The organism is Polynucleobacter sp. P1-05-14 (assembly GCF_018881675.1).
Classification (GTDB): Bacteria; Pseudomonadota; Gammaproteobacteria; order Burkholderiales; family Burkholderiaceae; genus Polynucleobacter.
Genome location: NZ_JACVPV010000009.1, coordinates 1 through 21,877, shown reverse-complemented (window position 1 = coordinate 21,877; position 21,877 = coordinate 1). Strand labels below are relative to the sequence as shown.

The 21,877-nt window shown below is 43.2% G+C and carries 28 protein-coding genes and 1 tRNA gene; 15 read left to right on the top strand and 14 right to left on the bottom strand.

The window, feature by feature from the left end; all coding sequences use genetic code 11:
• From ICN37_RS06600 to egtD, 3 genes are read left to right on the top strand one after another with little or no spacing between them, the layout of a single operon-like run.
• On the top strand, positions 1-828 hold the full coding sequence (locus ICN37_RS06600; RefSeq protein WP_215320762.1) for an ABC transporter permease: 828 nt from the start codon (positions 1-3) through the stop codon (positions 826-828).
• Entirely contained in the window at positions 825-1,619 is a 795-nt protein-coding gene (gene phnE, locus ICN37_RS06595) for a phosphonate ABC transporter, permease protein PhnE (protein ID WP_216155853.1), read from the top strand. Before ICN37_RS06600 ends, phnE begins: the two co-directional genes overlap by 4 nt.
• Positions 1,620-1,648: 29 nt before the next feature.
• Positions 1,649-2,581: an L-histidine N(alpha)-methyltransferase gene (egtD, locus tag ICN37_RS06590; RefSeq protein WP_370623823.1), complete on the top strand. Its 933-nt coding sequence runs from the start codon at positions 1,649-1,651 to the stop codon at positions 2,579-2,581.
• Between the two features lie 11 nt (positions 2,582-2,592).
• On the opposite strand, the gene senB is transcribed toward egtD, so the two are convergent.
• Entirely contained in the window at positions 2,593-3,549 is a 957-nt protein-coding gene (gene senB, locus ICN37_RS06585) for a selenoneine biosynthesis selenosugar synthase SenB (RefSeq protein ID WP_216155850.1), read from the bottom strand.
• 152 nt (positions 3,550-3,701) lie between these two features.
• Here senB and ICN37_RS06580 point away from each other — a divergent pair, with 152 nt between their 5' ends.
• Positions 3,702-4,118, top strand: coding sequence for a CHRD domain-containing protein (locus tag ICN37_RS06580; protein WP_216155847.1), 417 nt, complete (start codon positions 3,702-3,704; stop codon positions 4,116-4,118).
• Between the two features lie 572 nt (positions 4,119-4,690).
• Here the strand turns inward: ICN37_RS06580 and ICN37_RS06575 are convergent.
• The 5 genes from ICN37_RS06575 to ICN37_RS06555 form a co-directional block, all read right to left on the bottom strand.
• Entirely contained in the window at positions 4,691-5,458 is a 768-nt protein-coding gene (locus ICN37_RS06575; RefSeq protein WP_216155844.1) for an ABC transporter permease, read from the bottom strand.
• The gene (locus ICN37_RS06570) at positions 5,448-6,389 is read right to left on the bottom strand and encodes an ABC transporter ATP-binding protein (RefSeq protein WP_216155842.1); all 942 of its coding nucleotides are present in this window, start codon (positions 6,387-6,389) and stop codon (positions 5,448-5,450) included. Before ICN37_RS06570 ends, ICN37_RS06575 begins: the two co-directional genes overlap by 11 nt.
• A 102-nt stretch (positions 6,390-6,491) precedes the next feature.
• A tRNA-Cys gene (locus ICN37_RS06565) sits at positions 6,492-6,566 on the bottom strand.
• A gap of 143 nt (positions 6,567-6,709) precedes the next feature.
• Positions 6,710-7,366, bottom strand: coding sequence for a DsbA family oxidoreductase (locus ICN37_RS06560; protein WP_216155839.1), 657 nt, complete (start codon positions 7,364-7,366; stop codon positions 6,710-6,712).
• A gap of 191 nt (positions 7,367-7,557) precedes the next feature.
• Positions 7,558-8,253, bottom strand: a complete 696-nt coding sequence (locus tag ICN37_RS06555; protein ID WP_216155836.1) for an SDR family NAD(P)-dependent oxidoreductase — start codon at positions 8,251-8,253, stop codon at positions 7,558-7,560.
• Between the two features lie 151 nt (positions 8,254-8,404).
• Between ICN37_RS06555 and ICN37_RS06550 the strand changes: the two genes are divergently transcribed.
• The gene (locus ICN37_RS06550; protein ID WP_216155833.1) at positions 8,405-9,091 is read left to right on the top strand and encodes a cupin domain-containing protein; all 687 of its coding nucleotides are present in this window, start codon (positions 8,405-8,407) and stop codon (positions 9,089-9,091) included.
• A gap of 36 nt (positions 9,092-9,127) precedes the next feature.
• On the opposite strand, the gene ICN37_RS06545 is transcribed toward ICN37_RS06550, so the two are convergent.
• Genes ICN37_RS06545 through ICN37_RS06535 form a run of 3 tightly spaced genes read right to left on the bottom strand, consistent with a single transcriptional unit; the run spans position 9,128 to position 11,154 of the window.
• Positions 9,128-9,514, bottom strand: a complete 387-nt coding sequence (locus ICN37_RS06545; RefSeq protein ID WP_216155830.1) for a dihydroneopterin aldolase — start codon at positions 9,512-9,514, stop codon at positions 9,128-9,130.
• A gap of 10 nt (positions 9,515-9,524) precedes the next feature.
• On the bottom strand, positions 9,525-10,535 hold the full coding sequence (locus ICN37_RS06540) for an NAD(P)/FAD-dependent oxidoreductase (protein ID WP_216155827.1): 1,011 nt from the start codon (positions 10,533-10,535) through the stop codon (positions 9,525-9,527).
• On the bottom strand, positions 10,525-11,154 hold the full coding sequence (locus ICN37_RS06535; protein ID WP_216155824.1) for an alpha-ketoglutarate-dependent dioxygenase AlkB: 630 nt from the start codon (positions 11,152-11,154) through the stop codon (positions 10,525-10,527). The genes ICN37_RS06540 and ICN37_RS06535 overlap by 11 nt, the downstream gene beginning before the upstream one ends.
• An 80-nt stretch (positions 11,155-11,234) precedes the next feature.
• On the opposite strand from ICN37_RS06535, the gene ICN37_RS06530 reads away from it, so the two are divergent.
• On the top strand, positions 11,235-11,417 hold the full coding sequence (locus tag ICN37_RS06530) for a hypothetical protein (RefSeq protein ID WP_216155821.1): 183 nt from the start codon (positions 11,235-11,237) through the stop codon (positions 11,415-11,417).
• A gap of 9 nt (positions 11,418-11,426) precedes the next feature.
• On the opposite strand, the gene ICN37_RS06525 is transcribed toward ICN37_RS06530, so the two are convergent.
• Genes ICN37_RS06525 through ICN37_RS06515 form a run of 3 tightly spaced genes read right to left on the bottom strand, consistent with a single transcriptional unit; the run spans position 11,427 to position 13,329 of the window.
• Positions 11,427-11,804, bottom strand: a complete 378-nt coding sequence (locus ICN37_RS06525) for a DUF4149 domain-containing protein (RefSeq protein ID WP_216155818.1) — start codon at positions 11,802-11,804, stop codon at positions 11,427-11,429.
• A gap of 18 nt (positions 11,805-11,822) precedes the next feature.
• Positions 11,823-12,683, bottom strand: coding sequence for an oxygenase MpaB family protein (locus tag ICN37_RS06520; RefSeq protein ID WP_216155815.1), 861 nt, complete (start codon positions 12,681-12,683; stop codon positions 11,823-11,825).
• Positions 12,684-12,687: 4 nt separating this feature from the next.
• Positions 12,688-13,329, bottom strand: a complete 642-nt coding sequence (locus ICN37_RS06515) for an LON peptidase substrate-binding domain-containing protein (RefSeq protein ID WP_216155812.1) — start codon at positions 13,327-13,329, stop codon at positions 12,688-12,690.
• Positions 13,330-13,461: 132 nt separating this feature from the next.
• Between ICN37_RS06515 and ICN37_RS06510 the strand changes: the two genes are divergently transcribed.
• Positions 13,462-13,611, top strand: a complete 150-nt coding sequence (locus ICN37_RS06510; protein WP_215320741.1) for a hypothetical protein — start codon at positions 13,462-13,464, stop codon at positions 13,609-13,611.
• Positions 13,612-13,644: 33 nt separating this feature from the next.
• The gene (locus ICN37_RS06505; protein ID WP_216155809.1) at positions 13,645-14,073 is read left to right on the top strand and encodes a DUF2244 domain-containing protein; all 429 of its coding nucleotides are present in this window, start codon (positions 13,645-13,647) and stop codon (positions 14,071-14,073) included.
• On the opposite strand, the gene ICN37_RS06500 is transcribed toward ICN37_RS06505, so the two are convergent.
• A complete protein-coding gene (locus ICN37_RS06500) occupies positions 14,065-14,556 on the bottom strand; it encodes a DUF4149 domain-containing protein (RefSeq protein ID WP_216155806.1) in 492 nt (163 codons plus the stop codon). The two genes, ICN37_RS06505 and ICN37_RS06500, sit on opposite strands and share 9 nt — an antisense overlap.
• Before the next feature lie 89 nt (positions 14,557-14,645).
• Between ICN37_RS06500 and ICN37_RS06495 the strand changes: the two genes are divergently transcribed.
• From ICN37_RS06495 to ICN37_RS06470, 7 genes are all read left to right on the top strand, one after another.
• The gene (locus tag ICN37_RS06495; RefSeq protein ID WP_072583930.1) at positions 14,646-15,233 is read left to right on the top strand and encodes an Rrf2 family transcriptional regulator; all 588 of its coding nucleotides are present in this window, start codon (positions 14,646-14,648) and stop codon (positions 15,231-15,233) included.
• A gap of 20 nt (positions 15,234-15,253) precedes the next feature.
• On the top strand, positions 15,254-16,657 hold the full coding sequence (locus tag ICN37_RS06490; protein WP_370623822.1) for an exonuclease domain-containing protein: 1,404 nt from the start codon (positions 15,254-15,256) through the stop codon (positions 16,655-16,657).
• Positions 16,654-17,283: a deoxyribodipyrimidine photo-lyase gene (locus ICN37_RS11560; protein ID WP_255538480.1), complete on the top strand. Its 630-nt coding sequence runs from the start codon at positions 16,654-16,656 to the stop codon at positions 17,281-17,283. Before ICN37_RS06490 ends, ICN37_RS11560 begins: the two co-directional genes overlap by 4 nt.
• 51 nt (positions 17,284-17,334) lie before the next feature.
• Positions 17,335-17,907: an FAD-binding domain-containing protein gene (locus ICN37_RS11555; RefSeq protein ID WP_255538481.1), complete on the top strand. Its 573-nt coding sequence runs from the start codon at positions 17,335-17,337 to the stop codon at positions 17,905-17,907.
• Between the two features lie 80 nt (positions 17,908-17,987).
• Positions 17,988-20,189, top strand: a complete 2,202-nt coding sequence (locus ICN37_RS06480) for an OsmC domain/YcaO domain-containing protein (RefSeq protein ID WP_216155803.1) — start codon at positions 17,988-17,990, stop codon at positions 20,187-20,189.
• 15 nt (positions 20,190-20,204) lie between these two features.
• Positions 20,205-20,900, top strand: coding sequence for a nitroreductase (locus ICN37_RS06475; RefSeq protein WP_216155800.1), 696 nt, complete (start codon positions 20,205-20,207; stop codon positions 20,898-20,900).
• 234 nt (positions 20,901-21,134) lie between these two features.
• Positions 21,135-21,707, top strand: coding sequence for a phasin family protein (locus tag ICN37_RS06470; protein ID WP_215320727.1), 573 nt, complete (start codon positions 21,135-21,137; stop codon positions 21,705-21,707).
• Between the two features lie 73 nt (positions 21,708-21,780).
• Here the strand turns inward: ICN37_RS06470 and ICN37_RS06465 are convergent.
• The coding region (locus tag ICN37_RS06465) for an IS3 family transposase (RefSeq protein ID WP_216155889.1) at positions 21,781-21,877 on the bottom strand (97 nt) is incomplete at its 5' end.

Genomic DNA, 21,877 nt, shown 5'->3' with positions numbered 1-21,877 from the left:
ATGAAAAGAGTGGTCTATTTTAGGGATCCAGATGCGCTCAGGCGTTTTGTGGTGACGTGTATTGCATTAACGATCTTATGGCCAATGATGCAATTGGCACAGTTTGATGTATTTGCATTATTTGAAGCTAGCAACCTCAAAGTTTTTACTAACTTCTTAATTCAGTTTTTCCCACCCAATCTTCAGGCATCATTTTTAGCGCTAGTGTTTAAGGCCACTTTAGAGACTTTAGCCATGGCAACTGCAGGCATTGCTCTGGCAATGCTGATGGCAATTCCACTGGGCCTCATCATCACTTATAGCCTATCGATTTCACGTATTGGTCCTGCTTCTGGTCATCGCATTGCGAAACTCGGTAGATATCTTGCCCGAATGCTGATGTTATTACTCAGAGGTATTCCAGAAATTGTATGGGCCTTGCTGTTGGTGAGAGTGTTTGGTTTGGGCCCAATCGCAGGCGTGCTAGCAATTGCTATTACCTATGGTGGCATGCTCGCAAAAGTGTATTCCGAAATCTTAGAGACTGAAAACACCCTACCTGCTAAAGCGCTAATAATGTTAGGTAGCGGCCGTATCAATGCATTTTTATATGGGTTATTGCCAGGCGCCTCACAAGAGCTAGCCTCTTACACAATCTATCGCTGGGAATGCGCAGTTAGGGCCTCGGTTGTCATGGGCTTTGTAGGTGCTGGTGGCTTAGGACAGCTTATGGACCAGTCAATGAAGATGCTCAACGGTGGTGAAGTATCTACCATTCTCATCGTATTTTTGCTGCTTGTTTTACTCGCTGACTACATCAGTCTCATCATTCGTCGGCAACTCGCATGAACCACTATCCTGCTCGCGAATTTTGTCTAAAGTGTCTCATTACGCTTGTGCTGATTGCGCTTTTTATTGTGGTGAGCTTTGTTTATCTTTCATTTAATCCTCTGGCTTTGTTTACTAAACAAGCTATGAGTGATGTTGTTATTTATACAGGACGCTTTTTTCCACCAGATCTCTCACCATCTTTTTTACAGAAGGTGTGGAGTGGTGTATTGCAGACCTTGGCCATTTCTGCCTTGGCCACTTTATTAGCGGCAATTGCGAGCCTTTTTCTGGCGCTACCAGCAGCTGGACAGTTTGGTCGTAGCGCAAAAGTAGCAACCCGTTTTTTCTTAAATTTTTTGCGCTCGGTGCCAGAGCTTGTTTGGGCGGTATTAATGGTACTGGCAGTAGGTTTAGGACCATTTGCTGGAACCCTAGCGCTCGCCTTGCACACCACAGGAGTGCTGGGGCGTTTATTTGGCGAGACCCTGGAAAATCACTCTCCCAATGCAACGCAAGCTCTTAGATTGGCTGGGGCAAGTAATGCTCAAGCATTTATTTATGGGGCTTTACCAGGGGTCTATTCTCAACTGCTCTCTTATAGTCTTTATCGTTGGGAAATGAATATACGTATGGCCACGATATTAGGATTTGTTGGTGCAGGGGGTCTTGGACAAATTCTGTACTACGAACTCTCTTTATTACATGAGCAGCAAGCCTCAACAGTGATCATAGCGATGCTTATCTTAGTTATAGCTGTAGACATGATTAGCAACAAGCTTCGTAGAGTGCAAATGCACAGTCTTGGCTAAATTAGGTAACATGAAAAAGGAATATTGAAGTGAGTCAAGATAATTTACCCGATCAAAAATTAACTGATGAAATTATTGCTGGTCTTTCACAAGAGCAGCCATCAATATCTCCAAAGTTTTTCTATGATGAAATTGGTTCGCACTTATTTGAGGCAATTACTTTTTTGGAAGAGTATTACCCAACCCGAACTGAAAAACAAATCATGGTGCAATACGGCGAAGCAATAGCTTTGACGATTGGAAAGTGCGATGTTTTGTTGGACTTAGGGGCTGGTAACTGTGAAAAGGGTAGCGCATTATTTGACACCCTATTACCCAAAGAATATCGGGCGCTAGATATCTCAAAAGAATTTTTAGAGCAGGCTATCTCAGGCTTGCAAAAAGAATTTCCAAAAATTCAGATGCAGGCACAAACCTGTGATTTACAGGAAGAAATGGCGTTTCCTGATTTGGTGGGTCGAAAGAAAACCTTTTTTTATCCAGGCTCTTCCATTGGAAATTTTGACCCAGATGCTGCGCTAGGACTATTCAAAAATATTGTGAAAGTTTGCCGGGGTGATGGGGGTTTATTGATCGGGGTTGATTTGGTTAAGGATCACGCAGTTCTATCTCGAGCTTATAACGATGCCCTTGGAATTACTGCGGCTTTTAATAAAAACATCCTTTTACACCTGAACCGGCTAGTTGAAACGGATTTCAATTTAGAAAATTGGGAGCACTACGCAATTTTTAATGAGCAACTTACTCGAATTGAAATGTATCTTCGATCTACTCGGGATCAATTGGTTTCGTTCCCCGGTGGCGAAAGGCGTTTTGATAGCGGTGTGCTTATTCATACTGAAAATAGCTATAAGTACACGCAAGAAAAATTTGAATCTCTTTTAATGAGCGCCGGTTTTAAAGCCGTACACTCCTGGACTGATCCAAATTGCTACTTTTTGGTAGCTTATGCGACAGCATAGGGCCTGATTGATTATTTAATCAGGCTTTTAATGAGCTTTTGAATAGATTTTTGCTCTAATTCTGATTTGGTGATCTTCTGTCGCAAGGCAATCGCCCTGCACAATTTTTCATAAAAGGCTGGATTGGTTTCAGCCTTGGTTAGTAGTTTGCTTAAAGCAACTTTATCGCCTACTGGATAGTAGGCGGGGTAGGCATCTCCCAGTAAGCCTCGATTACCTGGAATGTCTGATGCAATTGCTGGGATGCCAATAGCAATAGCTTCAGACACCACATGGGCGCCACCTTCCATAATGCTGGATATGATCATCACGTGTGAGCGGGAGAGCCACTGAAGCGTTTTAGAGTGACTCAGTTGGCCTAACCATCGATAACGCATAACGTTTTTTTCAATAGAGAGTGCTTGCTTTTTAAACTCAGGACTCATTGCCTTGCCGAGTTGTACCAGCTGAATCTTGCTGTTTGAGGGCAGCAAAGATAGGCTTTGCGCAGCACAAAAGGGATCTTTTTCAGACCGCAGATGGCCAATGATGCTGGCTAAAAAATGACGTTTTGGTGGCGGCTTTCTAGTGATGCCTTTTACTGACTGGTAAATCACTTGAACTTTATGATGAAATTTCTTAGGTAAGGATTGAATGGCATCTGGTTGAAGAACCACAATCGCATCAGCCATCTCCATTGACTTGATAACTTTAGTGGAGTTTTTCAGGTCTCGGTAGATGTCCGTTCCAGTCATGATTAATATGACTGGATAATTGGGATAGGCTTTTTTATACCTTTGAATAGAGTCATGGCTTCGTAGTCCATGTAGTGCAATCAGAACATCACATGGCTTTTTAGACCATTGCTCTGTAATAGCGCTTTGGTAATTGAGGCGTGACAAGAATTGATGCCACCGTAAAGCAGTAATACGGTTTCCGTGAAGGGTGCCAGGGGGTGCGGGCGTTACGATTTCAATACGCAGTTTCAAGTCAATAAATCCGGGTTTGCCTAGATATAAATGTAATGTACTAGGTGATTCTAGGGCAGATGGTAAAGATACGTATAAAGCGAATCAATTGTCATGATTTATGCCTGTGGGTATGATAGTCTGGGGATTCGCTAACCCGATTGGAGATATAGATGAAGATTAATCATGTTTTTGCTAAAGCTGCTTTGGTATTGGGTGTTGGGATTGCCTCATTTGGTGTATCAGCACAGTCTATGAAAGTAAGCCTAACCGGGTCTCAAGAGGTGCCACCAGTCATGACTTCTGCATCTGGAGTGGGTTCAATTATGGTTGCTCCAGATGGCTCTGTATCCGGAACCATCACTACCATGGGTATGGAGGGGACTATGGCGCATATCCACGAAGCCCCTATGGGTCAAAATGGCCCGGTAATTGTTCCATTTAGTAAAACTGCAGAAAATGTGTGGTCGGCTCCAGCAGGTGCTAAATTAACCGAGGCTCAGATCCAAAGTCTGAAGAGCGGAAATCTTTATCTCAATGTTCATAGCGCTACAAATAAATCTGGTGAAATTAGGGCGCAGCTTAAGTAATGAGAATATAGCTGCATCCTCAGCCTCATGTAACTAAGAATTGTATAAGCCACCTTAGGGTGGTTTTTTTGAGCGCTACTTTATATGGCGCTCACGACTTAGGGAACTCGTGATTAGAAAATTAAGTATCTAATCGCGCAGAATGTGTCAATTAATCAGAGCCCTAATATCTCCGACGTTTTTTCCATGTATACGGCTCGCCATTTGAGAATTTACCGCTAGTGATGCCGTCTACCCCAAACTTACCCGCGATCTCTAGACCGTTAAATTTTATCGTAACAAACTCGCCTAGCTGCTTAGCCCAATCCATTGCTTCATCAAGCGTCTTAAATTCATACGTCTTCGAATGATGTTCTATGGTTATCACTTTAATCTTAGTAATGTTGATGGGATTAAATTGCGTAACAGTCCCCAGCTTAGCCCACTTTATGAAATTCCTTTAGGAAACTCAAGTAACGGACTCCTCTTATTGTTCTGAAGGGCTAGGGAATGTATGGTTTCGCTATGCAAAACGTACTGCATCGATAAAACAAATCCCTCGGCCGAGAGGGTGGGGGTTTTATCTTTTGGGGTTATTTCTTAAGGCGGTAACCGGTTCTAAAGATCCAAATGACAACGGCAATTGATATTGCTAAAAAAGACATTGTCATTCCTAGGCTTACCCAAAGCGACACGTCCTCAATGCTGTAAAAGCTCCAGCGAAAGCCGCTAATGAGATACACAACTGGGTTGAGTAAGGCTACTTTTTGCCAGAAGGATGGCAAAACAGAGATCGAATAAAAGCTTCCACCCAGGAAAGTCAGCGGTGTAATGATGAGTAAAGGCACTACTTGGAGTTTTTCAAAGCCATCCGCCCATACACCAATGATAAAACCAATCATGCTGAAAGTGATTGACGTGATCACCAAATAAAATAGCATCCACAAAGGATGATCTATTTGAAGTGGTACAAAAAAAGTAGCAGTAGCCAGAATAATTAAGCCCAAAATAATCGATTTACTTGCTGCAGCACCAACGTAGCCCATCACAATTTCTAATGGGGATATAGGCGCAGAGAGGATCTCATAAATAGTTCCGCTAAATTTAGGAAAGTAGATTCCAAATGAGGCATTAGAAATACTTTGCGTGAGCAGTGAAAGCATGATGAGGCCAGGCACGATAAATGCCCCATAGGAGATCCCCTCCATCTGAGTCATATGCGAACCAATCGCAGATCCAAAAACAATAAAGTACAAGGAAGTCGATATAACAGGGGCAATAATGCTTTGCATTAATGTACGCCGTGTTCTTGCCATTTCAAATTTGTAAATAGCGCGTACACCATAGTAATTAAGCTTCATGTGTTTCAGCCTTTGAGTTAACAAGATTTACAAAGATTTCTTCTAGTGAACTCTGTTTTGTGTGGAGGTCCTTAAAGATAATGCCCAGGCTGGTGATCTTTTGAAGTAGCTGCGCAATATCAATATCTTCGTCTTTGGAGTCAAAGCGATAAGTAAGCTCGTATTTATCTTCTGAAAGACTTAGACTCGGTAAATCCAACTCCTTCGGCAGGCTCTGGAGCGGGCTTTGTAGCTGAAGGGTTAACTCTTTTTTACCTAGTTTATTCATCAGCGCTAATTTATTGTCCACCATGATGAGCTCGCCGCTGCGAATAATACCAATACGATCAGCCATTTCTTCAGCCTCTTCAATATAGTGAGTCGTGAGAATGACGGTGGTGCCGTTGTCTTTCAGAATTTTGACCAAATTCCACATATCTTTTCTGAGGCTGACATCAACTCCTGCAGTGGGCTCGTCAAGAAAGAGGATGCTGGGTTCATGAGAGAGCGCTTTCGCAATCATTACTCGGCGTTTCATACCGCCAGATAGCGTCATAATTTTGCTGTGACGTTTATCCCACAAGGACAAGTCTTTCAGGATCTTTTCAATGAATGCTGGCTTAGATAGTTTTCCATATAAACCTCGACTAAATGTTACGGTATTCCAGACGGTTTCAAAAGAGTCGGTAGAGAGCTCTTGAGGAACAAGGCCAATTAACTCTCTTGCTTCACGGTAATCGCGAATAATATCTTTACCATCCACTAAAACCCGACCGCTACTGGGGCTCACGATTCCGCAAATAATGCTAATTAAGGTAGTTTTTCCTGCGCCGTTTTGTCCAAGCAGGGCAAATATCTCACCCTTAGATATCTCCAAATTAATATCTTTTAGGGCCTCGAAGCCAGATTGATAAGTCTTATTAAGATGAGAAATGGAGAGTATGTTAGTCATAAGCGCTAATGATATTGGAAATCAAGTCACTTCAACCAATCCCAAGCAGTAGCTGGAAGGGGGCTTAAGGTCACGAGAGGTCCTGTAGTCGAGTGCTAAATTTGGAGGCGGAAACCTGGAATCGAACCAAGGTAGCGAGATTTGCAATCTCACGCATAACCACTCTGCCATTCCGCCATAAGTAAGAGGATAGCTCAAGAATTCATATAAGGCATTAAGGCCTTAAGGCAAAAAATTGAAAAGTTAGCGCTGTTATTGAGAATGCAGAGCTTCTATCTACCCGACTCAAGCGCCCACTGAAAACTACAGGGAGTTTATCTTTAGCTCTTTTGAATTAGTTGTTCGAATGTTTGTACAAATGACTCAGTAGGTTGGGCGCCTTGCAAAAGATATTGATCATTCAGAATGATTGAGGGAACTGAGTTTATGCCTGCATTTGTGTAGGTAGACTCTTCTTCTCGAACTTCCCTAGCAAATTCATTATTCTTGAGCACGTCTTGAGCCCTACCCGAATCTAGGCCTGAGCGTATTACCGCATCTATCAAATTTTCTCTGTCATCTAAATTAACTGCTAAACAAAAGTAAGTTTTGAGCAATTCTTTTTTGAGTATCGCCTGTTTCTCTAGTCCAAACTCCTGCCCTGCCCAATACAATAGTCGGTGAGCATCAAATGTGTTGTACACCCTTTTTCGACCTTCTGGATGAAACTCAAATCCTGCCTCCAATGCTTTTGTGCGAATGTTGGCTTGATTGGCTTTGACCTCTTCCGCTGTTAAGCCATACTTTTCGGTGAGATGTTCAATGGCATCTTGACCGCCTAAGGGCATATTGGGATTGAGCTCAAAGGGGTGAAAACGAACTTCAAAATTGACTTGATCCCTAAACTTGGCAATAGCTTGATTAAGATTGCCTAGGCCTACAGCGCACCAAGGACAAGCAACATCCGATACATAGTCTATTTTGATAGTAGGTTTCATGATTTTTATTCTACAGAATCTTATTGAAGAAAATTTTTGAGCAACAAACTCTTTCTATTGCCGCTACAAGGATGTTTTTTTAAACCGGGGAGGATTTTTACAAGGCAATTCCTATAAAAGGACGCTCACTTCCTCTAAAGTACCTATTCCGTTACTAAATGCCACTGCGGGACTCTTGTAGTCCCCTGGTTCTACCAGGGTAGCCTTTCTCCGGAGTAAGTCAGAAAACTGCCTGAATCTTCTTTATTTACATTCGCAAGAACGTTGAACATATCAGTCACGGCCTCTAAGGGATCTCTGCCGATTTGCTGTCCACGAAAAGGTTGTGATAATCCAGAGTTCACGGTGCCTGGGTGGAGGGCAATCAAAGCAATATTGGGTTTCGTTCTTGCAAATTCGATGGAGGCCGTTTTGATGATCATATTGAGCGCGGCTTTTGAAGCTCTATAGCTATACCAGCCTCCGAGGCGGTTATCTTCAATGCTGCCAACCTTGGCAGACAGCGTTGCCATGACGCTGTGCTTTGGATCCAAGAGTTTTGAGAAATGCTTGATTGTTAGAGCTGGACCAATGGTGTTTGTATTGAACATCTCGGCCAATTGAGTTGAATTTAAATCACCCAATTTCTTTTCTGGCATCCATTCTTCTGAATGCAACATACCAATAGTGTTGATGATCAATTGAAATGGTCCTAATTCAGTCAGACTGCTTGCAGAAGCTTCAATAGTCTGTGGATGATGGTAATCAATTGCATGAGCAGAGTTGCGATGTATGCCAATGACCTTGGAGCATGATGGATTGCTTTCTAGGAGCTTGACAAAATGGGAGCCAATAGTGCCCGAGGCACCAATGATGAGAGCATTAAATGGATTGGGAAGTAAGCTCATAAAGTCTTTTGAAAGCATTAAGTGAATTCAGGGTATTTAATAGACTTTAGCGTAGTTTGTATGAGAGGGTATGCACCCCCTTTTCTCCTTTAAGCACCTATCCCATTAGCTTGCTATGCTTATGGGTCTTTACCTATGTGAAATTAACCAAGTGAATATCAATTCTGATTACAGCCAACGAGTCGTCATTAACCACCATGATTTGCCTTGGATCCCGAGTCCTGAGCCAGGGGTTGAGCGGCGTATGCTCGACCGTATTGGCGATGAGGTAGCAAAAGCGACTTCTATCGTGCGCTATCAGCCTGGCACCCAATTTAAAACCCACACCCATGAATTCGGTGAGGAGATCTTGGTTTTGGATGGGGTGTTTGGTGACGAGACTGGTGACTACCCTGCCGGCACATATCTGATGAATCCTCCGGGGTCCTCTCATGCGCCATCCAGTAAAACTGGCTGTACGCTTTTCGTGAAATTGCGACATCTCGGTCCAGATCAAGTCGCGAGAGAGGTAATTGACACTAAAACTGCCCCTTGGTATCAAGGTATGGTGCCAGGGTTAAATGTGATGCCGCTGATGCAGCAGGGTAGTGGTTCAACTTTGGTTCGTTGGGCACCTCAAACGTATTTCAATCCGCATAAGCATTACGGTGGCGAGGAAATTTTTGTAGTGGATGGGGTATTTGAAGATGAGCATGGACGATATCCCGCCGGTTCATGGATCAGAAGTCCTCATATGAGCTTGCATCAACCTTTTAGTAAAGAGGGTTGCACTATCTTTGTGAAAACTGGGCATCTTTTGGATGGTGATGATGGCAAGCAGGGCGCCTACTATCGCTGATAAATACTACAACGGTAATTTATCAATAAATAAGATTTAGCTTCTTAATTGTAATAAAGCTCCCTGATCAAGACTTAGTCTAACGCCAAGCGAGCCCGAATTATTATGAACGGGAGATTTTCTGAGGCTGATGTCTAGTGATTGAATTTGTGAATAGCTAGCACAGGCTTCAGTGATTCTACTAATCAGTCTTTCCTGGGTTTCATAATGACCATCACTAGCTAGCCTCGTAATTTCAAGTACGAGAGGGTCGTAATCAAAGACCTTGCTCATCTTATCCTCAGAAATCAACACGAGATTCGGGTCAATCCAAAGCGTGAGATCCAATAAATGATTATCAGGGATGATGTCACCAGTTTTATATGTGCCAATCTGAGTTTGTAGTTTTAGATCTCGTAATTCGATGGATGCCTTACGCGACATAGTGTGATCCTTATAGGTTCGTTTCTGCGAAATTATTCATTGCATTTGCTAATTTGTAACCACTTAACCACGCTCCCTCAACTCTGCCACCATTAAGCCAATCGCCACATAGGCTAAGCTTGTTAGTTTCATTCAGAATAAATCCCATTTCTGTATTGATTGCTCCGCTTGCGTAACGCCAGCGATGGATAGAAATTTCAGCATTCTGGCAATTGAGTCCAAGCTTTTTTGCGGACTCTAGAATGAGCTTTCTAGCCTCCTCTTTATCTAGCTCAATCCATTGCTGACTCCATTGGGGGTTTGCATGTATTGTCCAGGTCTCGTGGCCAGTACGTCCAGGTTTGGAATTATTTCGAGAGATCCAGCTAATGATTTCACCATTAATGAAGGCGGCATCAAATGGCATATCCACTTTTTCTGAGAACCGTGCCATCACCGTCCAGCAGCCTTGCATATTTACGCTAGAGTAAATTGTTTCAATGGAGTGGTCTACTAATTTGGTAAGAGCGTAGCTCTGAGGCGCAGGAATTGCTAATACCAAGCAATCAAAGGATTTGGTAATATCGCCATTCTCTAGGCTACGGAGAAACCATTTACCGTCTTGCTGGTAAATCTGATCGATAGTCTGATTAATCTCAATTGAGATGGTTTTAGCTTGATATTGACCGGGTGAGTTCATGGCAGGAACGCCCACATAACGTCGCTCACTGGAATGGCTCTCTCGCCATTGCTCACCCTCATATACAAATAAGCGTGGATTCCAGTCAGCAGCTACACCTGCCTTTATCCATGTATTGAGTGCCTCAATAAACACAGGATCTCTTGCTGTGAAATATTGGGCCCCATGATCTGCTGACCAACCCTCACCATGACGAGTGCTCATCCGACCGCTTGGCCCGCGACTCTTTTCATAAACCTGGACTTGAAAGCCTAGCGTTTGCAATCTGTCAGCGCAACTAAGGCCTGCCATACCTGCGCCAATAATAGCTACCGTGACTTTGTGTCTGGACTCATGTGGCATGAAGATTAATTTTTCTAAACGTTAAATTTATGCGAATATCTGACGCAGTTTTGGTTTTCAGTAAAGCGTGCTGCCAATGCTCTTGAATTGGTGGATGCATGATGAGGGCGCTACCATTCTCTAAATAAAGAGAAATAGTCTCTTTGTCCTTTTTATGGCGAAAGGCAAACTTGCGCTGTGCCCCAAGACTTAGCGATGCAATGGGTGATAAGGGGTCAAGCTCTTTTTCATCGTCACTATGCCAGCCCATGCCATCATTTCCATCATGGTAGAGATTCAGTAGGCAAGAATTAAACTCAGCTTGTGATGCTTTCTCTAGCTTCTCTTTAATTAGGACGAGCTCAGATGTCCAGGCTTGTGGAATCTTTTTTACCCCAGAATAGGTATAGCTGCACAGAGGATCAGCAACCCAAGCAACTTTACGCCGAGTGGTCACCAGCCTTCCAAACATCATGAGTTGTTCAGGCTCCCATTTAAGGGAGGCTTGAAGCTGTCTCATTAATGCCATGCAATCCTGTTCAGTAAAGACTTTGGGATGGTAGTGAGCACCCCCATCCTTTGGCAAAATATTCGCGGCATGGTCGCTGAGGGAGGTTTCAAATAAAGGGTTTTGCATCATTTACTGCTTGCAAGATCAAGCGCTATTTTCATAAAAACCCTAGAATAGTCTTTATTTCAATTTCTTGATTAGGCTAATGTATGAAGACCCCAGACAAGCGTTGCTGTGGCTCAGGTGTATGCATCATTAATGATGCAGGTGAGTGTTGGTGTGGCCAAGTTTGGGATGGTGAAAAAATGTCCGCCCCCAGTTTGAATTGGTCTATCAAGGAAAATAAGGCTGAAGAGTCAGATCCAAATAAGGTTAATCCCCAATCTGAGTAATCTGTCTATTCATGACGGTTTGACTAAAAGATAAATAAAAGTAATCAGCTGAAATAAGTTGATGACAACGCTGGCGCCGTGCAATACATGAAAGCGACGACTTTGCCCTTGATCTTTGGCTTCGTTAATCTTTCCAGTCAAATGGAGCAAAGTAAAGGCAAAGAGTAGGGCGCAGATCGCTAGTAAGACCTTGCTGACGCTGTCGGGCGCCGTGAAGATACAGGCGGTTGTAATTAAGCCAAGGCAGGCATAGTACTTGGGAAAAAAGTTCCGAACGTACTTGCTGGACCATTCAACGGGGAGCGCCTTAAATACAGTCGGAGCTACTACGATAGTAAAGAAAAGCATGATGCCAACCATGCCTGATATTAGGTAATTAGTGATCATGATGTCTCTCTAAATAAATTATCCATTAACTCTGCGGAGTGAGTGGGCAGCCACCCCATCTTTAAGGGCCTCACGAATGGGCACTGCAATTAAATCGATACTCTTTTTCACTGCTAAACGCTCAATCAGGCTAGGGGTAGGCCTCTTGATAAAGGGGTAGACCCAATCCGGAAGATTCAGATAGCCAGCGCGAGTAATCAGTTTGATAAACGGCTTTGCAGCAAGCTTGCCAGGAAAGTTCTCGAGCAAAGCAAGGATACTTTTTGCACGCTCCCCAAAGTAAAGCTCAGGAATATAGTTTTGAATCGCAATATCTGTTTTGGCGTAAGTGATGGGTAAATTATGAGCGCCCATTCTTTCGCCAAGCGATTTCATTTCAACAAAGTATTGATCTTTGTCTTGTGAACTCAATTTCTCTTTTCGATAATCTTCGAAGGCCTGCATAAAGCTATGTGTTTCTGTGAGATGAACCCAAGCCAGTAGATGCGGGTCAGTAGCCGAATACGGTTTTCCAAATTCATCAAAGCCATTAATCTTTGCATGAATCTGATTAACCTTATTAATGATGTTGTCTGCCATCTCTGTTGATCCATAAGTAGTGGCAGCAATGAAGAAAGCCGTTCTACCAAGCCTACCTTTAAGATCCTCTCTAAAACTGGAGTGATCCCAAACTCCTGCTAAGGCCTGAGGATGAAGTGCTTGCATGATTAGTGAGCTAATGCCGCCAATCATCATTGAAATAAAGTCCGCATGTACTTTCCAGGCAATGGATTCCGGGCCAAAGAGGCCGCGATCGCCTGCTGGCGTTAGAAAAGCAATCGGTGGTCCACCGCCCCCCACCATTTCACGAATCGTTTTACGAATAAGCTCATCAAGCATGGATTTAGTGCAGCATGAGATTGCTTAAGCCATCATCTTCGATAATTTCCGTAACCAGATCAAGTCTGATTCTGGGGTTGGTTTGGGCTAGCAAATGGTTCTTTTGGGCCAGGGAGATGGGTAACAGTTCTGCAAGGCGATTTGATACCCAGCCGCAGTCATCGGTCTTGAAGGGCTTCTTAAATGGGGACTCCTCTAATAAATCTTCACTCTGAATCACTGAAATAATTTCATTCAATAATTTCACGACCTTTTGATGTTCTTCAGGGATAGGGGTAATGGGATCATTCGCTAGAAGCTCAACTTCACCTATCCACAGGCCATTAGATTCTTGTTGGCTATGAAGAAGTCTAAAGCGCTGCGTTCCTGATGACCTAGTCATATATAAGGCGGGTTGAATGGGGTCAAAATCTTCAATTAGGGCTAGAGTTCCGATTTGGGAAAAAACAAGAGGCGAATCTCCTTTGGAGTCCTGGTCTTTCATGATGCTAACAACGCCAAACTCTGTTTTTTCACGCAAGCATGTCTTAATCATGTCGAGGTAGCGTGCCTCAAAGATCTTGAGGGCAATTACGCCGTCTGGAAACAGTACGGTTCCTAGTGGGAATAGCGGTATTTTTCGAGTGGTGGAGTCTAAATTAGTCATCTAATCAATTTAATGGATTTGAATAATTTTTGCTGACGCGAATCTCGCGGTAAATCCCCCCAGTTTTAATCTGCGCTCAGCAATAAATGCGTTTTCCGTTTACATTTGAGGTTCACCAATCAGAGGTAAAAAATGGTCCAAAAACTACGCATCAAACTCGCTCGCTGGATTCTGGGTAAGCATTGCCCTTGTTATCAAATGGGGTATCACTCCATGGTGGATTTTCAACAAAGAAGCGCCGACCAGTTAGCTAAATCTCAAGAGCGTAGTAAAGGCCAATAGGCTCTCACTAGTTATTTCCAGAACTACATCAATATGAAGCGCTGGCAAATGCGCAGAAACTGCGCGCTGACTCCTAAGCAGCTCCTCAAGTTCTATATTGTTCTAGTTTGTCTCTCGCTGACAGTCGCAACTGGGTTCTTCTTAGCGGGAGTATGGGTCATTCCCATTTTTACAGCCTTAGAGCTTTTTGCAGTAACAATCGGATTTCTAATCTACTGTAGACATGCTTTAGATTGTGAAACGATTGAGATTGATGGCAAGCGTCTTTTGGTCAAAAAATTCATTGGCTACAAAGAGACTGTGTATGAACTGAATACGCAGTGGGCCAAAATTGAAATGCCCTCGGAAGGGTCAAAGGTCTTTCACATAAGCCAATCAAGCCTACGTATAGAGTTGGGACAGTTTCTAAGACCAGAGCAGCAGATACCCTTGATTGCTGTGATTCGAGCGCATCTAGGTTGATTCTGATTTAGCCAGGCGCCATGCCACCAGGACGCTAGCAATGATCTGCGTTAACAGCAGCATCAGCACCAAGATATTCAATATCTGAAAGTAGCTGGCAAACGGCGAGAGCATGACCGGCATGCCATCTATTAGCGCTGTTTCCCTCAAGTAATCCATGCGTGGTATGAGAAGAAAGCTTACCACTGCAACTGCCATCATCAGTATTAGTAAAGGTAGGCGGATATTCTTAAGTGGAGACGAACCCCTTTTAATGAGAATGTTGGCAATGCTTAAGATTGCGAACGCACATCCTAAAAAGTAGTAGGAAAGTTGCTGAACTACTATGTGCGCCACCATACCCGCAGCTTGTGAATCACTAATTGATAAATAAGCCGCTAGGCAGCTTATGGCTTGAGAAATGAATCCGCCGGCCAGAATGCAGGCTAGAAAGCGAAGTAGCCGATGGGTAAGGGGATGCTGGGGTCTAGTTATTTCAACCATAAGTTAGATAGGGTTAATTAATGCGCTGCAGCACACTTTTCGGATCAGTTTCATACTAGCCTCAATCTAACTTTTATGCCGAAACTCCCATGGAAGTCACCAAAGCAGTCAGGGTAGCTCTAAATACCCTCGTAGATATTGCAAGCCATTCAGCTAATGGGCAGCTTGTCCCTGCTCCAGAGATAGCAAAAAGACAGCATATATCAGTCAGTCGTATCGAACTTTTGCTGCGTCCATTAAGGGAGTCGGGTCTTGTGACTGCAGTTAGAGGTCGGGCAGGCGGGTATCAACTTTCAAAGGATCCTAGAATTATTACCATCAAGGATATCGTTCTAGCAATGAACCTAATTAAGAAGAAAAAAGTGGAGGTATCGGATATTGCTAAAGAGCTCTATCAATCACTTGAAACCTACATGATGAGCTGCATCTCTAATGTGACGCTAGCCTCTGCTATCAAAGATTACATTCCACGCTTTAGTGAGGTTCAAACTGCGCCGGAGCGAAAGCCATACTTGCCAATAGAAAAGCAAGCTACCCCTAGTCACGAAAAAAAGAAAAAAGGCGAAACTCAAAAGGTTGTTAAAACAAGCTTTAAAAAAGTTGAGGATGTGCCTCGCGGGCCAAACTCTATTTTTAGTTTTGCTGACTATCTGAATAGAGTTTCATCTGCAAGCTAAATGGAATTAACGGTTCTAGCGTGAACAGTCAGCGTGGCCCTTACCCAGATTTAGCTTTTGTAGATATTGAAACCACAGGGTCTCATTTCGATCGTGACCGCATGACTGAAATTGGCATTAAAACCCTGGCGGGTAATCAAATTCATATATGGGAAAAGTTGATTGATCCTCAAACTTATATCCCGCAAAATATTCAAAGACTGACTGGCATTTCGCCATCAATGGTCCAAGGGCGGCCTTGTTTTTCTGAGTTGGCTGAAGATTTAAAAAAAGAGCTTGAGGGAAAAATATTTGTCGCTCATAACGCTCGCTTTGATTATGGTTTTATCAAGACCTCTTTTAAGAGGGTTGGCATTGACTTTAAGCCTAAAGTTTTATGTACCGTAAAGCTATCTCGATTACTTTTCCCAGATCAGCCACGTCATAATCTCGACACCATCATTAGTACGCATGGACTAAAGGTTAGTGCTAGACATCGTGCACTAGGGGATGCTGATTTATTGCTTCAATTTTGGCGTGTGTGTGAGTCAAAGTTTGGGCAAGAAAAGTTAAATGAGGCTATAAACCAACTCATTGGCAATGCTAGTCTTCCCCCTAACATAGACCAGGGTGTAATTGACTCCATACCCGATGGCCCAGGTTGCTATATCTTTTATGGAGAAAATAAGACCCCTCTTTATATTGGCAAAAGTATTTCCTTGCGGAGCAGGGTGATGGGGCATTTTCAGGGTGCCTTAACGCAACGTAAAGAAATGAAACTTTCTTTGCAGGTTCGCGATATTGATTGGATCGAGACGAGTGGAGAGTTAGGCGCTTTAATTCTTGAGTCGAGATTGATAAAAGAGCGTATGCCTTCTCTGAATATTAAGCTACGTAGATCAAAGGATCTTTGTGCCTGGAGCTTAGAGGAGGATGTTAGTGGTGTTCTGACACCTTCTTTAGTAACTCATCATCATTTGGCTCCTGGTTTGCAAGATAATTTATACGGCTTGTTCTATAGCAAGCGAGAGGCGCATGCTTATTTAAAGGCATTGGCAAAAAAACACCATTTATGCGAAGCCTTGCTTGGCTTGGAGAAGCGTATTGAGGGTAAATCTTGCTTTGGCTATCAAGTAAAGCAATGCAGTGGAACCTGCATCAACATTACCCCTATCGCCTTACATAATTTACAGTTAAAAACAGCCATGGACCTCTTTAAGGTTCAGGTTTGGCCATATTCTGGAGCCATTGCCATTAAAGAGGGTGGCGAGATGATTGTGGTCGATAAATGGTGCTATTTGGGCACTGCCATTAATCAGGATGAGCTTTATGAGTTGGCACAGTCGGGTGAAGTGGAGTTTGATCTCGACATCTATAAGATAGTCAAAAAGGCGCTATCGGGTGCCTATAGAAATCAAGTGATTCGGATTGGTGTAGATAAATGACAACTGCAATCTATTGGTTTAGAAATGATCTCCGCCTAGCGGATAACCCATCATTTTTACAGGCGTGTAAGTCAGCAGATCATCTGCTACCAGTCTATATTCATCAGCCCAACTTAGAGCAAGATACTGCATGGGGATTTCCGAGGGTAGGGGAGCATCGTCGGGTATTTTTGGATCAATCTCTTCAGGAATTGCGCAGTCAGCTACGAGAACTGGGATCGGACCTATATGAGGTCACCGGTGATGTCTTGCATGTATTTGAGAAATTAAAAGCTCAGACTCAAGCAGATCGTATTTATTGTGAGCAAATTCAAGCGCCTGAAGAGTTGGAGCAAGTGGCGCTATTAAGTGGTGCTGGTTTTAGGGTGAATCCAGTATGGCAATCTAGTATGTTGGATGCTCAATCCTTACCATTTCCATTGCACGAGATGCCAGATGTCTTTACTCAATTTCGTCAGCAAGTTGAAAAGAGAGGTTTAAGATTTTCTGCCCCTGTTGATTCTCCCAAGAGCATTCCTTCATTACCTGCTATCGAAATACCCCCTATTAATGCATTTGACAGTAACACTACATTTAGTGGCAGTAAGTTTCGAGGCGGGGAGCGGAGTGCTCATACCCATATCTAGCAGTATTTTGAGCGACGTCTTCCTGATACCTACAGGCAAACACGTAATGAGCTGATTGGTATAGATTACTCCAGCAAATTCTCTCTATGGCTAGCGCAAGGTTGTTGCTCTGCGGGTTCTATTGCAAAGCAATTAGCGGATTATGAATCTTGCCATGGAGCAAATGATGGAACTTACTGGTTTTGGTTTGAATTACTCTGGAGAGACTACTTCCGGTTTTTGCATTTCAAGTATGACAAAAGACTCTATCACTCCAAAGGTTTAAGTAAATTACCTGGCAACCAGTTTGATAGTGAAAAATTCATCAAATGGTCATCTGGTACTACTGGGGAATCACTGATAGATGCTGGCATGCGTGAATTGAAAAAAACGGGCTATCTATCCAATCGTATGCGTCAAATTGTGGCGAGCTATTGGATTTATGACATGAGGGGTGATTGGCAGGCGGGTTGTGCCTGGTTTGAATATCAATTGATTGACTATGATGTTTATAGCAATCAAGGCAACTGGTTATATATTGCTGGCAAAGGCACGGATCCCAGGGGAGGCAGACCTTTTAATGTTGCCAAGCAAACCCAAGATCATGATCGGGATGGCATATATCGCCAAATGTGGCTGACTTAGCTTTTAAGACATTCTGCAGATGGCGTTGGGATGGATAATGGTGTTCACAACATTTTTTTCGCTATTTTGGAATCATCCCCATGGAAATTAAAGTCAACTTTCTCGATAAGCTTCGTTTAGAAGCAAAGTTCGATGACTTCACAGTAATTGCTGACCAGCCTATTCGATATAAGGGTGATGGTTCTGCACCAGGACCTTTTGATTACTTCTTAGCCTCATCTGCTTTATGCGCAGCTTACTTTGTAAAGCTGTACTGTGAAACCCGTAATATTTCTACTGAGAATATTCGCCTCTCACAAAACAATATTGTTGATCCAGAGAATCGCTACAAACAAATCTTTAAAATTCAAGTTGAGTTGCCGACCGATATTTCAGCAACTGATCGACAAGGTATTCTGCGCTCAATTGAGCGTTGTACGGTTAAGAAGGTGGTTCAGGAAGGCCCCGATTTTGTTATCGAGCAAGTTGCCAATCTTGACGCTGATGCCCAAAGTCTATTGACCTTAAGGCCTGACGTTAGCACTAGTACTCATATTCTGGGTAAAGATCTACCCCTGGAGCAAACCATTGCCAATATGTCGAGTCTTTTGGCAAATCTAGGAATTAAGATCGAAATCGCTTCATGGCGCAACCTGATTCCGAATGTATGGTCATTGCATATACGTGATGCGCACTCCCCGATGTGCTTTACCAATGGTAAGGGCGCAACCAAAGAAAGTGCTTTAGCTTCTGCTTTGGGCGAATATATCGAGCGCTTGAGTAATAACCATTTCTATGCCGGCGCTTACTGGGGTGAGGATATTGCTAATGCAGAGTTTGTGCATTACCCCAATGAGCGTTGGTTTAAACCTGGCAAGAAAGATGCATTGCCCACTGAAATTTTGGATGAATACTCTCAAAACATTTATAACCCAGATGGAGAGCTAAAGGCTTCGCATCTAGTGGATACCAATTCCGGTAATGTAGAGCGTGGTATCTGCTCATTGCCCTATATACGGCAATCTGATGGCGAGACTGTGTATTTTCCATCCAACCTGATTGAGAATCTATTCGTCAGTAATGGGATGAGCGCTGGCAATACCTTAGCCGAAGCCCAGGTGCAGTGTTTGTCAGAGATTTTTGAGCGAGCAGTAAAGCGTGAAATTCTAGAAAGCGAAATTGCATTGCCGGATGTACCGCAAGAAGTACTCGCGAAGTATCCCGGCATTCTGGCTGGCATTCAGAGCCTGGAGGAGCAGGGCTTCCCAGTATTAGTTAAAGATGCATCTCTGGGTGGCATCTATCCAGTGATGTGCGTTACCTTAATGAACCCAAGAACAGGTGGCGTCTTTGCCTCATTTGGCGCGCATCCAAGCCTTGAGGTTGCACTAGAAAGAAGCTTGACTGAGTTATTGCAAGGTCGCAGCTTAGAAGGTCTGAATGATTTGCCCCCACCTACCTTTGCCAGCGAGGCGGTGACTGAGCCCAATAACTTTGTTGAACACTTTATTGATTCCAGCGGCATTGTATCCTGGCGTTTCTTCAGCGCCAAATCAGATTATGAATTTGTAGAGTGGGATTTCTCTAGCAAGGGTGAGGATTCGAATATTAAAGAAGCTGAAACTTTGTTCGGTATTCTGAAAGAGATTGGCAAGGAGGCTTATGTAGCTGTCTATGATCAGCTGGGCGCAACAGCTTGTCGAATCTTAGTGCCCGGCTACTCTGAGATCTACCCAATTGAAGATTTGATTTGGGATAACACTAATAAGTCTTTACTGTTCCGCAAGGATATTCTCAATTTATCCCAACTAGACGATGCTAGCTTAATTGCACTTCTGGATCGTTTGGAAAATAACGAGCTAGATGAGTATGGCGACATCGCCACATTAATTGGCATTGAGTTTGATGAGAATACCGTTTGGGGTCAACTTACTGTTCTGGAGTTAAAGCTGTTGATACATCTTGCCCTAAAGCAATTTGAGGAAGCACATGAGTTAGTGGGCACCTTTCTTCAATACAACGACAATACAGTAGAACGTAAATTGTTTTACCAAGCTCTAGATGCTGCCCTTGAAGTTTACCTAGATAATGAATTAGAGATGTCAGACTATGAATCGAACTTCCGTCGTATGTATGGTGATGCTAGGATGGATGCCGTTTTAGGTTCAATCGATGGCAGCGTGCGTTTCTACGGTTTAACGCCAACGAGCATGAGGTTAGCGGGGTTAGATAGGCATCATCGTTTGATCGATAGTTATCGGAAGCTACATAAGGCAAGAGCTATTAGCGCTAAACCTAAATAAAGCTAAGGAATCTTTATGAAGACATTAACTGCTGCCGAGGCAATTACCTCGCGTATGTCGGTAAGGGCGTTTACAAAAGATGCTCTCTCCAAAGAGGCCGTGCTCAAGTTACTCAATATTTCTGCGCGTGCACCCTCGGGTACTAATACACAACCTTGGAAGGCCTATGTTTTAGAGGGTAAGGCGCTTGATGAATTATGCAAAAAAGTATGCACTGCTTATGATGACATTGCACTCAATCCCGATTTGGCAAAAGAATATCAATCCGCTTATGACTATTACCCCACTAAATGGCTTAGTCCTTATATAGACAGGCGTCGTGAAAACGGTTGGGGCTTGTATGGTTTATTAGGGATTACTAAAGGCGATAAAGATAAGATGCATGCTCAGCATCGAAAAAACTTTGAGGCATTTGGCGCTCCCGTTTGCATTTTCTTCACTATCGACAAGGAGCTTGGCAGAGGTTCGATGCTTGACTATGGAATGTTCCTGCAAAATATGATGGTTGCTGCCAGAGGTGAGGGTTTGGATACATGCCCTCAAGCTGCTTGGAATGACTATGCCAAGATCATCCTGCCTCGTATTGGTGCGCAAGAGAATGAGATGCTTGTGTGCGGTATGGCACTAGGTTATGCCGATAAAAGCGAGATTGTGAATACCTTTATTACCCCTAGGGTAAGTGCTGAGGACTTTACGACCTGGGTAAAGTAGCTTTCAATGGCGGGTAATTTCAGTCATTTTTAGAGGGATTTGGCCTAATTTTTAGCCTTTTCCCCTATTTCAGGGCTGAGTTAAGTCCTTGAAAAACCTCATTTAAAGCCTGAAATTGAAGGTTTTTAAAATAAATGTTGCTTTGCAACAAAAAGATCTTGCAATTCCAAAAGACCGATTTTAAAATGGTGCATCGCAATAAAAAAAACCCATTTAATAAATAAAGGATTAATCATGTTCCAAACTCAATTAAACGACCAACTCGCTTCTGCACAAGCTAAAGCAATCGAAACTGCTAAACATTTGGCACAAGTTGCTGTTGAAAGCGCTCAAGAATTAGCTGAAATCAACCAAGCTGCTGCTAAAGATGCTTTAGTTGCTGCTCAAGATACAAGCTCACAATTGTTGGCAATCAAGGATCCCCAGCAATTAGCTAAATTAGCTCAGCCAGAAGCTGCTCAAGAAGCCGCTAAATATGCTGCTGCTTACCAAGCTAAAGTAAACCAAGTAGTTCGTAACGGTAACAAAGAGGTTGCACAAGTAGTTGACGCTTCTATCAATGACGCACGTGCTGATTTGGTTAAGTTTGTTAAAGAGGCTACTAAGACAGCTCCTGCTGGTTCCGAGGCTTTTGTTTCTGCATTCAAAACTGCATTTGATTCTTCACTCCAACAGTTTGACCAAGTTCGCGCATCTGCAACTGACGCATTTGCTAACTTTGAGAAGAGTGTTGATGCTGCTTTGGCAAACATTCAAGGTCAATACGCTGTTGCTAAGCCAGCTGCTAAAAGCCGTAAAGCTGCTTAATTAACTGTTCAATTGATTTTGCTGTGAAAAAAACCACCCTAGTGAACTGACCCCCAAAAGTTGGACAGTTTAGTTAGGTTACCAGAAGGGATTGAGCTCGGTATTGCACCGGACTTAATCCCTTTAGTTTTTGTTTGATTCGATCATGGTTGTAGTAGTGGATATATTCA